Source organism: Primorskyibacter sp. S87, from assembly GCF_049801055.1.
Classification (GTDB): domain Bacteria; phylum Pseudomonadota; class Alphaproteobacteria; order Rhodobacterales; family Rhodobacteraceae; genus JBNAGF01.
The window spans coordinates 123,379-135,365 of record NZ_JBNAGF010000001.1 but is presented as its reverse complement, the minus strand read 5'-3'; the positions used below and the strand labels follow the sequence as shown (position 1 = coordinate 135,365).

Here is an 11,987-nt window from a genome sequence, read left to right as displayed (position 1 = left end):
AAAGCGGATTGAGCTTGCGCGACAACCGACTGCAAGACAGCATGGGGCGATGTTTCGAGTTCTTGCCTGCCTTGTTGCCCTGTGGCTCTCATTTCCTGCAGATGCTCAGGGGTTGCGAGATGATTGCGCGGCAGGCCAGCGGCGATGCGGAACAATCTGCTGCCCCGCTTCACACAGATGCAGCTGGGACGGACACTGCATACCACCTGGCGGAAATTATTGCGGCGGTGGAGTCAGTTGCCCACCCGGGCAAATCTGCACTGGCGCCGGAACCAGCTGCGCGCCGCATGGGTCGACCCGGTGCCGGGACGGAACGATCTGCCGCCCTGGTACAGTTTGCGCCATCAACGGAGGTTGCACCAAGCCCGGAGGACTTCAGGGCCTTGATCTGACTCGCCCGGATCCGCAGACAGGGTGTTTGCCAGGCGGAGGGTGCTCTGAACCGGGGTGGTTCCAATGTGAGGAAACGGACTCGGAATGCCGCCCGGGTTTCAAGTGCTCCAAGGGCCGTGGCTGTGTTCCGGTCAAGGCCGTGGATTGCGGGTTCGGTAAATGGTGCCGCCCCGGAGAGCAATGTGTCCAAGGTGGTGGCTGCACGCCGACAGAGAGGGACGGACTGAATTGACCATGTTTGCGGATATTGCCCCGGCACCGCCCCCTCCCTATAAGCACTTTCGACCTGCCAGATCGGAGCCCTCGCCATGAACGCTACGCGTTTTGCCCACCGTCATCTTCTTGGCATCGAACATCTTTCCCAACTCGACATCACGGCAATTCTCGATTTGGCCGAAACCTATGTTGATCTGAACCGGCAATCGGCAAAGCACTCGGACGTTTTGTCCGGCCTGACGCAGATCAATATGTTCTTCGAGAATTCGACGCGCACGCAAGCCAGTTTCGAACTTGCAGGCAAGCGTCTGGGTGCGGACGTGATGAACATGGCGATGCAGGCAAGCTCTATCAAAAAGGGCGAGACCCTGATCGACACCGCGATGACCTTGAACGCGATGCACCCCGATCTGTTGGTGGTTCGGCATCCGCATTCCGGCGCGGTGGACCTGCTGGCTGAAAAAGTGAACTGCGCCGTTCTCAACGCCGGAGATGGACGGCATGAACACCCGACGCAGGCGCTGCTTGATGCATTGACCATTCGCCGCGCAAAGGGGCGGCTGCATCGGCTCAATATCGCAATCTGTGGCGATATTGCCCATAGCCGTGTGGCTCGGTCCAACTTGATCCTACTGGGCAAGATGGAAAACCGCATTCGACTGATTGGCCCGCCGACCCTGGTGCCCGGCCATTTCGCCGAATTCGGAGCCGAGGTGTATGACGACATGCGCAAAGGGTTGAAAGACGTGGACGTGGTGATGATGCTGCGGCTCCAGCGCGAACGGATGGACGGTGGTTTCATTCCGTCGGAGCGCGAGTATTACCACCGGTACGGGCTGGACGCCGACAAGCTGTCGCTGGCCAAGCCGGATGCCATTGTCATGCATCCCGGCCCGATGAACCGAGGCGTTGAGATCGACGGCACGCTGGCCGACGACATCAATCGCTCGGTGATTCAGGAACAGGTCGAGATGGGTGTCGCAGTGCGGATGGCGGCAATGGAGCTGCTGGCTCGCAATCTGGAGGTATCCAAATGAGCGATATCCTGACCGTGGACACCGGCGAACGCCGCCTGTTGCGCCTTTTCGCGCTGGACCTTGCCCCAGAACATGCCCGGTTCCTTCGCGAACCCGGAGCCGCGGCCCAGCTTTTGGGGGTCGAGGGGCTCGACGATCGCCATGTCGAAGTCTTTCCGGTCTGGGATCTCGAAGAGCTCGGACTCTTTGGCTACCTCACCGAAGGATGCGGGATATCCGAAGACCAGATCGACCGGGAACAACTGGAAAAGATACAGGGGTGGGTGATGCTGGTCCGCAGTTCCGCCTTCAACGGAACCGCAGCCGAACTTGACCCCGATCAGCGCGTTATCCCGGTCGAGATCTATCGCGAAGCCGGGGTGGACTGGTCGGCAAAACCAATTGAGGCGGAGAGTGCAAAACCCTATTCCGCGCCTCGACCTTCGCCCCGAGAAACACGCGCGCGGGCCCGTTGGATCGGGTTTTCCCTGTTTGCCTTTGTGATGACGATAATCATCGGAGGCCTTCTGTGGTTGGTGCTGTGACCCACTTTCCCGCCGACCGCCAAGCCTATATCCGCAGCCATGCATGGCTGGCAGCGCTTGGTATGGCGGGCGCGATGGCAGTGCTGTGGCTGATCGGCAACCCGCATGTCTGGACAGGGGCAGTCGCAGGACTTGCCGCAGTCGCCGTGCGCGGCTGGTATCTTGCGTCAGATGAGCTCGCCGTGGTCTGGGAAATTGATGGCGGCACCCTCCGGGGAGCCGGTCGAAACGTGCCGCTGAACCAGATCGAAAAAGTTCGTTCAATGGGAAGCTTTGTGCAGATCATCACCGGCAGCGGGGACAAGCACCTCATCAAATATCAGGCGGACCCGGCCGCCACCGTGCAAGCCATCGAAAGGGCGCGCCCATGACCGAAATCCTGTTTCAGAACGCTCGGCTTATCGATCCCGAAGCCGGAACGGATGCACCGGGAAGCCTGCTGGTTTCGGGCGGCCGCATCCGGGAGGCGGGTCAGGAAATTGGTGTACCCGAGGGCGTAGAAGTCGTCGATTGTGGCGGCCACTGCCTGGCGCCGGGCATCGTCGATACCGGTGTCAAGGTCTGCGAACCCGGCGAGCGCCACAAAGAAAGCTACAAATCTGCCGGTCAGGCTGCCGCCGCCGGCGGTGTTACCACCATCGTCACCCGGCCTGACACGCTGCCGGCCACAGACACACCAGAGTCGCTGGAATTTGTCACCCGCCGCGCACAGGCCGACGCGCCGGTCAATGTGTTGCCCATGGCGGCACTGACAAAGGGGCGCGAAGGGCGCGAAATGACCGAAATCGGCTTCCTGCTGGATGCCGGGGCCGCGGCCTTCACCGATTGCGATCATGTCGTCACAAATACCAAGGTTTTCACTCGCGCCCTGACCTATGCCCGGTCCTGCAATGCGCTGGTTATCGCCCACCCGCAGGAACCGGGCTTGAGCTCTGGCGCGGCAGCGACAAGCGGTAAATTCGCGACGCTATATGGTTTGCCTTCCGTGTCCCCGATGGCCGAGCGTATGGGGTTGGACCGGGATATCGCGCTACTGGAAATGACCGGGGCCGCCTACCACGCCGACCAGATCACAACTGCCCGCGCCCTGCCCGCCCTCGAACGGGCAAAGAACAACGGGCTGAACATCACCGCTGGAACGTCGATCCACCACCTGACTCTGAACGAGCTGGACGTTGCCGGTTACCGGACGTTCTTCAAGGTCAAACCCCCGCTCAGGTCCGAAGAGGACCGGCTCGCCGTGGTCGAAGCCGTGCGAACGGGCCTGATCGACATCATCAGTTCGATGCACACGCCGCAAGATGAAGAAAGCAAACGCCTGCCCTTCGAAGAGGCCGCATCGGGCGCTGTGGCGCTGGAAACGCTGCTGCCTGCGGCTCTGCGCCTTTATCATTCCGAACAGCTGACCCTGCCGCAATTGTTCCGGGCCATGTCGCTCAATCCGGCGAAACGTCTTGGCCTCGAAAGCGGGCGCCTGAGCGCCGGCGCACCTGCGGATCTCGTGCTGTTCGATGCTGATGTTCCTTTTGTGCTGGACCGGTTCACCCTGAAATCAAAATCCCAGAACACGCCCTTTGACGGTCAGAGGATGCAAGGTAGGGTTCTCGCAACCTACCTGGCAGGACAAGAGATCTATCGGAAAGCCTGATGCCCCAAATTGACAGCAGTACACTTCAGCTCATCCTCTGGGCCGTGATCGGCTACGGGCTGGGATCGATCCCTTTCGGCATGGTTCTGGCCCGCCTGATGAATCTCGGCAACCTACGGGAGATCGGTTCGGGCAATATCGGGGCCACCAATGTGCTACGCACCGGCAACAAAATGGCCGCAGCCCTGACCCTACTGCTTGATGGTGGCAAGGGCGCCGCGGCGGTTCTGCTCGCCCGTGCGCTTGCGGCCGAGGATGCCGTTCAGATCGCCGCCCTGGCCGCATTCATCGGGCATTGCTATCCGGTCTGGTTGGGCTTCAGGGGGGGCAAGGGTGTCGCCACATTCCTCGGGATCTGGCTGGCACTTGCGTGGCCCGTCGGAATTGCCTGCTGTCTGACATGGCTAGCGGCGGCCGCTGCAACTCGGATCTCGTCGATGGGGGCGCTAGCCGCGGCTTCTCTATCGACGCTGTGGGCCGTGGTCCTTGGTTTTGGAACGACCCTCATTCTGGGTATCCTTCTGACACTTTTGCTCTTCTGGCGGCACCGGTCCAACATCATGCGGATCCGGGCCGGGGAAGAGCCCCGGATCGGTCAGAAATGATCTTTCGAAAGCCGCCCTGCGCGCGAAACTGACAAAGCAGATCCACGCAAGACAGAGTGAACCTGTTCGAAATCAATCTCTCGGTCAGATCAATAGCTGAATTCGCCGTAGATCCGCGTCAGGTCGCCCTGCCATTCACCGCTGTAACGGTCGAGCAGCTCGTCGGCGGGCACCTTGCCGCTGTCCAGCGAATCCTTGAGAGCATTGAGGAAATGGGTCTCGTCCGGCACCAGCCCACCGGCGCCGGGACAGGCGCGTGAACGGAGCCCCGCTTCGGCGATGGCAACAACTTCGCGGGCCAGATCTTGCATGTCGATACTGCCCACCTTTGCCTGCAGACCCTGCTGGCTGGCCGCCACACGCAAAGCCTCGCGGGTTTCGGCATCCCAGCCCTTGACCAGACCCCACGCCGCATCCAGCGCAGCCTGATCATATGTCAGCCCGACCCAGAAAGCGGGCAGAGCGCAGAGCCGCCGCCACGGGCCGCCATCCGCGCCACGCATCTCGATGAATTTCTTGATCCGCGCCTCGGGAAAGATCGTTGTCAGGTGATCCGCCCAATCGCTCAACGTCGGAGTTTCCCCCGGCAGGGCAGGCAATTGTCCCTTGAGGAAATCTCTAAAGGATTGCCCCAGCGCGTCGACATATTTTCCGTCGCGATAGACAAAGTACATTGGCACATCGAGCGCGTATTCCACCCAGCGTTCGAAGCCGAAGCCGTCCTCGAACACAAATGGCAACATGCCGGTTCGATCCGCGTCCAGATCCCGCCAGACCCGCGACCGCCAAGACTTGTGGCCGTTCGGCTTGCCTTCGAGAAACGGAGAATTCGCAAACAGTGCGGTTGCAACCGGCTGCAATGCAAGCGCCACACGCAGTTTCTGCACCATGTCCGCTTCGGATGCGAAATCGAGATTCACCTGAACCGTGCATGTGCGGTACATCATGGTTTTTCCCATGGTTCCCACGCGGTCCATGTAGTCGGTCATCAGCTTGTAGCGCCCCTTGGGCATGACCGGCATTTCTTCGTGCGTCCAGATCGGAGCCGCCCCCAGGCCGATGAACCCGACACCGATCTTGTCCGAGATGTCCTTGACGTCACGCAGATGCGCGTTCACCTCGTCACAGGTCTCATGGATGGTTTCCAGCGGCGCTCCGGACAATTCGAGCTGCCCGCCCGGCTCAAGCGAGACATTGGCCCCGTCTTTTTCCAGGCCAATCAGCTTGCCGCCTTCCTCCAATGGCAACCAGCCGTGCAGATCGCGCAGCCCCTCGAGGACCGCCAGAATCGAGCGCTTCCCTTCATAGGGCAGCGGCTTGAGTGTGTCCTTGCAATAGCCGAACTTCTCGTGCTCGGTGCCAATCCGCCATTGATCCTTAGGCTTGCAGCCATCGGCCAGGTACTCAGCCAGCTGCTCGTGTCTCTCGATGGGGCCGCCACCAGATTGGGGAATGGACATGAGCGGTGCTCCGATCCTGATTGCTTTCGTTCAGATGGTCAGTCGTGGCCCCAAACGCAGAGACTGTCAATGCAACCGCGCCAGCGAAGGGCGTGTCGATTGCCGTTCCCAGATCACGACCGGGTGAACAGCTCCGCCATTGAGTTCCGCAAGCATCCGTTCCGTGCGCAGTCCCGGTAGGATTGCGAACGCGTCAAAGAGCCCGTCAGCCCCTTCTGCATTCACGGGCACCATCAGCGGCGGGTGCCCTGGCTGCTCCAGCACCCAGTGCGCGGGGCTGCCGGTTGGATCCAGCGTCAACCGCTGCATGTTGTCGATGGCAATCACGCCGCCGGTCAACGGACCCAGATAGGTGACTTCGCCTTCGTCGATCAAGACCACGCCCGGACCACCGCCACCCTTGCGAAAGCGAGCCCGCTGGACTCCGATCACCGCCAGAGCCACGCCTCCCAGCAGAACCGGCCAGCCGACCAGCCCCAACAATCCTCCCGGCCCGATGATCCAACTGATCCCCAGCAGCGTGATTGCAGCCCCGGTGAGCACCTCACGCCAGCGCCAGAGCGCTGCGCTGGCCTCGGGCCGAACGAAACTCATGTCCAATCTCCAAGGGCCTGCTGCCAAAGAGCCAACGCAGCCACGGCAGCGGTATCAGCGCGCAGGATTCTCGGCCCAAGACTAACGACATGTGATTGCGGTAGCGCTGCGAGGCGTTTGCGTTCGGCGTCCGAAAACCCGCCTTCGGGGCCAATCACGATTGCCCACGGCTTGCCTCTGCCCAGCTCCGAAAGCCGGAGTGCAGCGCCCACCTCGGCCTCGTCACAAAACATCAACTGCCGGTCTTCGGGCCATTGATCGAGAAGGCGCGACAGTTTCTGCAGATCCGCCACCTCGGGGACATAGGTTCCTCCGCACTGTTCGGCAGCTTCAACTGCATGAGCCTGCAGGCGATCCTGCCGGATCCGCTCAGAATTGGTATATTCGGTCTGCACCGGAACGATCCTTGACGCGCCCATTTCGGCCGCTTTTTCCACAATGAAATCGGTGCGAGTCTTCTTGATCGGGGCAAAAAGCAGCCAAAGGTCGGGTGGCAACTGCAGTGGTTTCGACTGCTCCGCGCAGGTCAACTCACCGCCGCGTTTGCCTGCGGTGGCCACTTCGGCCAGCCATTCCCCGTCGCGCCCGTTGAACAGGGCAACCCGGTCGCCGACACCCTGCCGCATCACCCCAAAAAGGTAATGTGCCTGATCGCGATCCAAAGGAACCGATTGCCCCGCCCCCAAAGGGTGCTCTACATACAGCCTGATCTTAGCATTCATGAAAGCCTACATATGCAAGGCAATGCCCCAACACCAGATGGTCAGGTCTCGGATGCCGTGAGCGGCAACTGGGTCGACCGCTATGCACCGGTTTCTGCCCGCCCCTATCTCAGGCTCAGCCGTGCCGACCGGCCCATCGGTACATGGCTGTTGCTGCTGCCCTGCTGGTGGGGTCTGGCGTTGGCGATGCTGTGGGACCAGACCCCGCGCTGGGAAGATCTGTGGATTGCTATCGGCTGTGCCGCTGGGGCATGGCTGATGCGTGGGGCGGGCTGCACATGGAACGACATCACCGACCGCAATTTCGACGGGCAGGTTGAGCGCACAAGATCGCGCCCGATTCCTTCCGGCCAGGTTTCGGTGAAACAGGCAATTGGCTGGATGGGCTTTCAGGCTCTTGTGGCCTTTGGCATTCTGCTCAGTTTCAACACCGCAGCGATCCTGATGGGTGTCATCTCATTGTTGCCTGTCGCAGTGTATCCTTTCGCCAAACGTTTTACGTGGTGGCCGCAGGTGTTTCTCGGCCTCGCCTTCAACTGGGGTGCGCTTCTGGCCTGGGTTGCCCATACCGGGACCTTGAACCAACCTGCGCTGCTTCTGTATGCCGCCGGCATCTCTTGGACCCTGTTCTACGACACGATCTATGCCCATCAGGATACCGAGGATGATGCACTGATCGGCGTCAAATCCACGGCGCGGCTGTTCGGCTCGGAAACGCCTGCCTGGCTGCGGCGCTTTCTGGTCGCCACGGTGGCTCTTATGGGGCTCGCGGTGATCGCCGCCGGGCTGCCACAGGCGTCGATATTGGCGCTTGTGATTGCCCTGATGGGGCCTTGGGCGATGGGTTGGCATATGGCATGGCAACTCAGCCGACTTGATATCGAAGATAACGGCCGACTGCTTGGCTTGTTCCGTTCCAATCGGGATACCGGCTTGATCCCGCTCATCTTCTTTCTTGCGGCCCTGCTGGCCTGATTGAACCCCGGCCACGTCCCCTGTAAGACAGCGGAATCACAATCGGACAACGCTACAATCCCGAGGCTAATGCGTATTTCCTCTCTGTTCGTGGTCATTGCGACCTTCCTATTGGCAGCCGTGCTGAGCACGGTCGCAGCCAGCTTTGCGGTTACCGCAATCGAGGACAGCACTGAAATATCGGTGCGCAGACAACTTGATCGCACAGGACATGGCTGGGCCGAGGTGCAGGCCGATGGGCTGCAGGTCGTCATGAGCGGAACCGCGCCCGACGAGGCCGCGCGCTTTACTGCAATCAGTCAGGTCGGGAGCGTTGTCGATGCCGCCCGGATCATCGACCAGATGGACGTCACCCCTACGGCAGATATCGTGCCGCCGCGCTTTCTGATCGAGATCCTGCGCAATGACAGCGGCATCTCTCTGATCGGGCTGATACCGGAAGTATCCGACCGCGATGCGCTGATAGACGAACTGTCCGACATCACCCGGGACGCACCGGTGATCGATTTGCTGGAAACCGCGGACTACCCTGTTCCGAACCGATGGCCGGAAGCGCTTCGATTTGCCAAAGCCGCACTGTCGATGCTGCCGCGTTCGAAAATCTCGGTCAGTTCCGAGCAGGTTTCGGTCACTGCGATCACCGACAGCGCACAGGAAAAGGAACGGATCGAGGCCCGACTGACGCGCCGCGCACCTGCTGGTGTGCGACTGGCGCTCAAGATCTCGGCCCCGCGCCCGGTAATCACCCCGTTCACGCTTCGCTACCTGATCGACGAAACCGGGGGGCGGTTCGACGCCTGTTCCGCCGAGAGCACGGCCTCCCGCGACCGGATTGTGAAAGCAGCCATATCGGCCGGTCTGACCGGTCCGTCGAACTGCGTGATTGGAATGGGTGTTCCGTCACCCAACTGGCCTCGTGCCGCGGAACAGAGCATTTCGGCTTTGGCCGAGCTGGGTGCAGGTTCGGTGACAATCGCAGATGCCGATATCACTCTGGTGGCCGCCCAGGGGACCGACCAAAGCCTTTTTGACAAGGTTGTGGGTGAACTCGAAACCTCGCTGCCCGATGTCTTTGCTTTGCATGCAGTGCTTCCGGAACCGGAAACTGTCACGCTGGCCGGACCGCCCGAATTCACCGCCACCCTCAGCCCCGAAGGGCTGGTTCAGCTGCGCGGCCGCGTCAATGACGAAACACTTCGGCAGATGGCCGACAGCTACGCAAAATCCCGGTTCGGATCGTCCAATGTTCATATGGCGGCTCGGGTGGATGAAACTCTGCCGTCTGGGTGGCCGGTGCGGGTTCTAGCGGGGCTCGAGGCTCTTTCGATTCTTTCCAACGGCGCCATAACCGTAACCCCGGATGAACTGCGCCTGCGCGGGTCCTCTTCGCAGGAAGACGCCAAGGCGATCATCTCCCGGCTCTTGTCTGAAAAACTTGGCCAAGCCCAAAGTTACGAGTTGGACGTAACCTATAGGCCGCCGCCGCCCCCCGAGGACCTCCCCCCGGATCCGGGCCAGTGCGAGGCGGATCTTGCGGCCGTTCAGGCCAACGCCAAAATCGCTTTCGAACCCGGGTCGGCGACTGTTGCCGCCGAGTCTTTGGAAACGCTCGACCGTCTTGCCGAGATCCTGACCGAATGTGCAGAAATCCGGATGGAGATTCAGGGCCATACCGATAGCCAGGGGCGTGAAGAGATGAACCTGCAACTTAGCCAGTCGCGCGCGCAATCGGTCCTGAACGAATTACGTTCCCGCAGGGTGCTGACCTCCAACTTTTCGGCAATCGGGTATGGCGAGAGCCGCCCCATCGCCGACAACGGCACCCCGGACGGCCGCGAGGAAAACCGCCGGATTGAATTCCACCTGATCCGGCCTGAACCAATTCCTGAAACGCCCACCACGTTGGAAGCCTCCGAACAGGAAACCGCGGCTGTTGGCGAAGGGTCTGAGGAAGCGACGCCAACTGAAGCCGAAGATCAGGGAACCGAAACCCAAGCGGACGAGGATCAATGACATGAACCGCACCGAGTTCATCATCACCACTGCCATCATCCTTTTCGTGGCCTTTGCAATGGGATGGTTTGCAAACTGGCTGGTGCATCGTTTTACCCGCGTCCGCCAAAGTGATGTCGCGGATCTCGACCGGATGAGTCAGGAGTTGCACGAGGCCGAGGAAACACGGGATCAGGCAATTACCTACCTTCAGCAACGTGAAGCAGAACTGACCAATCAACTGACCCAGACAGAGGCAGAACTCGCAGCGGCGATGGACGGTTTGCGGGCCGCACGCCACGAGGCAGAAGAGTTGCGCGCGCATATGGGGCGCACCTGAGGCCGCACGGCGCTACCACGCAAGCAGGCGTCAACAGAAAGGGCGAGGATGTTCACGTATGCCGTGGCGGGCTACCAGCGCGACAGAGCTTCTTCGTCTTCGTCTTTTGCGGCGACCCACTCGGTTCCGGCGGACGTGATTTCCTTCTTCCAGAACGGCGCGCGGGATTTCAGGTAATCCATCAGGTATTCCGCAGCTTCGAACGCATCCTTTCGATGCCGAGCAGCGGTTGCCACCATCATGATCCGCTCTCCGGGTGCGAGCCGCCCAAAGCGGTGAATGACCAGCACATCGCCCAGATTCCAGCGCGCCTGCGCCTCTTCGGCGATCTTCCGGATCGCGCTTTCGGTCATGCCGGGATAGTGTTCGATCTCCATCGCGTCCAAACCGCCCGCGATATCACGCACAACCCCGGTAAAGGTCACGACGGCACCATCGGCGGTGCTGCCGGCAGCGAAGGTTTCGGCCTCCTGCCCCAAATCGAACGGTGCATCCTGAACCGAAATCCGCATTGGCTCAACCGCCGGTCATGGGCGGAAAGAACGCCACTTCGCGGACGCCGGCAAGCGAGGCCTCAAAATCACTCAACTCCTGATCCAGTGCCACACGCAAGGCCGACAGGTCGGCAAAGGCGGCCTGATACCGGTCTTCACGCGCCTTAAGCTCTTCGACCAGTTGCGACACGGTCTGAGCCGAGGTCTCGATCTTTTCCTTTGGAAGCCCAATTCGTTCCCGGACCCATGCAAAATACAGAACGTCCATCACGCCCCCTCCTTCAGATGTGGCATGGCTTTACGTAGATAGTCCGCGCCGGTGATCAATGTCAGCGCCGCTGCAATCCAGATCAGCCAGAGCCCGATCCGGCCGGACCAGAACATGGCCTCAACCTTCCAGCGCAGACCCTGAAGATCTTCGACCTCTCCCGTCAGAACCTGATCGATTAGCGCGTTGTCCATACCCCACGACGACATCACATAGTAATGTTCAAAGATGCCCTGCGAAAACAGTATGGCGATTGCCACCATCTGGGCTGTTGTCTTCCATTTCGCCAGCTTGGTCACCTTGAGGGTCCCGGCGGTGTCGCCCAGATACTCCCGCAGGCCAGAGACAAATACTTCGCGAAACAGGATAACGGTGGCAGGAAGCACTAGCCACGGCGTCCAGTGTTCGTTGGAATACCCCACAAGGATCATCAGGGCGATCACCACCATTGCCTTATCCGCAATCGGATCAAGCATCGCCCCGATCTTGGTTTCCTGTTTCCAAGCCCGCGCAAGATAGCCGTCGAACCAATCGGTTATCGCTGCGGATATGAACAGCAGCAATGCAAACCAATCCGCGTAGGGACGGGTGAAATACAGAAACATGACAGCCAGCCCAGGAGCCGCCAGCAGACGCAACAAGGTCAGGATATTCGGGAGGTTCCACTTCATGCGGCGGAACTTACATCGCGGCAGAAAAACATGAAAGGCGGCGCGAGC

The 11,987-nt window shown here is 60.6% G+C and carries 14 protein-coding genes; 8 read left to right on the top strand and 6 right to left on the bottom strand.

All coding sequences use genetic code 11. The features are described 5' to 3' along the window. Window positions 1–701 precede the first annotated feature (701 nt). The 5 genes from ACP15U_RS00720 to plsY are packed head-to-tail and all read left to right on the top strand — an operon-like array spanning window position 702 to window position 4,423. A complete protein-coding gene (locus ACP15U_RS00720; RefSeq protein ID WP_425043200.1) occupies window positions 702–1,646 on the top strand; it encodes an aspartate carbamoyltransferase catalytic subunit in 945 nt (314 codons plus the stop codon). After that, window positions 1,643–2,170 (top strand): hypothetical protein, encoded by a 528-nt coding sequence (locus ACP15U_RS00715; RefSeq protein ID WP_425043199.1) that lies wholly within the window; start codon window positions 1,643–1,645, stop codon window positions 2,168–2,170. Before ACP15U_RS00720 ends, ACP15U_RS00715 begins: the two co-directional genes overlap by 4 nt. After that, window positions 2,167–2,541 (top strand): hypothetical protein, encoded by a 375-nt coding sequence (locus ACP15U_RS00710; protein ID WP_425043198.1) that lies wholly within the window; start codon window positions 2,167–2,169, stop codon window positions 2,539–2,541. The genes ACP15U_RS00715 and ACP15U_RS00710 overlap by 4 nt, the downstream gene beginning before the upstream one ends. Continuing rightward, complete coding sequence (gene pyrC / locus ACP15U_RS00705) at window positions 2,538–3,818, top strand: dihydroorotase (protein WP_425043197.1); 1,281 nt, start codon at window positions 2,538–2,540, stop codon at window positions 3,816–3,818. The genes ACP15U_RS00710 and pyrC overlap by 4 nt, the downstream gene beginning before the upstream one ends. Next, entirely contained in the window at window positions 3,818–4,423 is a 606-nt protein-coding gene (gene plsY, locus ACP15U_RS00700; RefSeq protein ID WP_425043196.1) for a glycerol-3-phosphate 1-O-acyltransferase PlsY, read from the top strand. Before pyrC ends, plsY begins: the two co-directional genes overlap by 1 nt. Window positions 4,424–4,512: 89 nt before the next feature. On the opposite strand, the gene ACP15U_RS00695 is transcribed toward plsY, so the two are convergent. The 3 genes from ACP15U_RS00695 to ACP15U_RS00685 form a co-directional block, all read right to left on the bottom strand. Further along, complete coding sequence (locus ACP15U_RS00695) at window positions 4,513–5,883, bottom strand: glutamate--cysteine ligase (RefSeq protein WP_425043195.1); 1,371 nt, start codon at window positions 5,881–5,883, stop codon at window positions 4,513–4,515. 66 nt (window positions 5,884–5,949) lie between these two features. Beyond that, complete coding sequence (locus ACP15U_RS00690; protein WP_425043194.1) at window positions 5,950–6,477, bottom strand: hypothetical protein; 528 nt, start codon at window positions 6,475–6,477, stop codon at window positions 5,950–5,952. Beyond that, the gene (locus tag ACP15U_RS00685; protein ID WP_425043193.1) at window positions 6,474–7,199 is read right to left on the bottom strand and encodes a 16S rRNA (uracil(1498)-N(3))-methyltransferase; all 726 of its coding nucleotides are present in this window, start codon (window positions 7,197–7,199) and stop codon (window positions 6,474–6,476) included. The genes ACP15U_RS00690 and ACP15U_RS00685 overlap by 4 nt, the downstream gene beginning before the upstream one ends. A 12-nt stretch (window positions 7,200–7,211) precedes the next feature. Between ACP15U_RS00685 and ubiA the strand changes: the two genes are divergently transcribed. The 3 genes from ubiA (at window position 7,212) to ACP15U_RS00670 (ending at window position 10,506) form a co-directional block, all read left to right on the top strand. Continuing rightward, the gene (ubiA, locus tag ACP15U_RS00680; protein WP_425043192.1) at window positions 7,212–8,174 is read left to right on the top strand and encodes a 4-hydroxybenzoate octaprenyltransferase; all 963 of its coding nucleotides are present in this window, start codon (window positions 7,212–7,214) and stop codon (window positions 8,172–8,174) included. A 69-nt stretch (window positions 8,175–8,243) separates the two neighbouring features. Further along, window positions 8,244–10,187, top strand: a complete 1,944-nt coding sequence (locus ACP15U_RS00675; RefSeq protein ID WP_425043191.1) for an OmpA family protein — start codon at window positions 8,244–8,246, stop codon at window positions 10,185–10,187. 1 nt (window position 10,188) lies between these two features. Beyond that, a complete protein-coding gene (locus ACP15U_RS00670) occupies window positions 10,189–10,506 on the top strand; it encodes a hypothetical protein (protein WP_425043190.1) in 318 nt (105 codons plus the stop codon). Window positions 10,507–10,577: 71 nt separating this feature from the next. Here ACP15U_RS00670 and ACP15U_RS00665 read toward each other — a convergent pair whose 3' ends face one another. The 3 genes from ACP15U_RS00665 to pgsA are packed head-to-tail and all read right to left on the bottom strand — an operon-like array spanning window position 10,578 to window position 11,939. After that, window positions 10,578–11,018, bottom strand: a complete 441-nt coding sequence (locus tag ACP15U_RS00665) for a molybdenum cofactor biosynthesis protein MoaE (RefSeq protein WP_425043189.1) — start codon at window positions 11,016–11,018, stop codon at window positions 10,578–10,580. 4 nt (window positions 11,019–11,022) lie between these two features. Further along, window positions 11,023–11,268 (bottom strand): molybdopterin converting factor subunit 1, encoded by a 246-nt coding sequence (moaD, locus tag ACP15U_RS00660; protein WP_425043188.1) that lies wholly within the window; start codon window positions 11,266–11,268, stop codon window positions 11,023–11,025. After that, entirely contained in the window at window positions 11,268–11,939 is a 672-nt protein-coding gene (gene pgsA, locus ACP15U_RS00655) for a CDP-diacylglycerol--glycerol-3-phosphate 3-phosphatidyltransferase (protein ID WP_425043187.1), read from the bottom strand. The genes moaD and pgsA overlap by 1 nt, the downstream gene beginning before the upstream one ends. Window positions 11,940–11,987 lie beyond the last annotated feature (48 nt).

Coding starts and splice junctions, on each gene's coding strand:
- ACP15U_RS00720 (WP_425043200.1), top strand. CDS start 702: ATGAACGCTACGCGTTTTGCCCACCGTCATCTTCTTGGCATCGAACAT.
- ACP15U_RS00715 (WP_425043199.1), top strand. CDS start 1,643: ATGAGCGATATCCTGACCGTGGACACCGGCGAACGCCGCCTGTTGCGC.
- pyrC (WP_425043197.1), top strand. CDS start 2,538: ATGACCGAAATCCTGTTTCAGAACGCTCGGCTTATCGATCCCGAAGCC.
- plsY (WP_425043196.1), top strand. CDS start 3,818: ATGCCCCAAATTGACAGCAGTACACTTCAGCTCATCCTCTGGGCCGTG.
- ACP15U_RS00695 (WP_425043195.1), bottom strand. CDS start 5,883: ATGTCCATTCCCCAATCTGGTGGCGGCCCCATCGAGAGACACGAGCAG.
- ACP15U_RS00690 (WP_425043194.1), bottom strand. CDS start 6,477: ATGAGTTTCGTTCGGCCCGAGGCCAGCGCAGCGCTCTGGCGCTGGCGT.
- ACP15U_RS00685 (WP_425043193.1), bottom strand. CDS start 7,199: ATGAATGCTAAGATCAGGCTGTATGTAGAGCACCCTTTGGGGGCGGGG.
- ubiA (WP_425043192.1), top strand. CDS start 7,212: ATGCAAGGCAATGCCCCAACACCAGATGGTCAGGTCTCGGATGCCGTG.
- ACP15U_RS00675 (WP_425043191.1), top strand. CDS start 8,244: ATGCGTATTTCCTCTCTGTTCGTGGTCATTGCGACCTTCCTATTGGCA.
- ACP15U_RS00670 (WP_425043190.1), top strand. CDS start 10,189: ATGAACCGCACCGAGTTCATCATCACCACTGCCATCATCCTTTTCGTG.
- ACP15U_RS00665 (WP_425043189.1), bottom strand. CDS start 11,018: ATGCGGATTTCGGTTCAGGATGCACCGTTCGATTTGGGGCAGGAGGCC.
- moaD (WP_425043188.1), bottom strand. CDS start 11,268: ATGGACGTTCTGTATTTTGCATGGGTCCGGGAACGAATTGGGCTTCCA.
- pgsA (WP_425043187.1), bottom strand. CDS start 11,939: ATGAAGTGGAACCTCCCGAATATCCTGACCTTGTTGCGTCTGCTGGCG.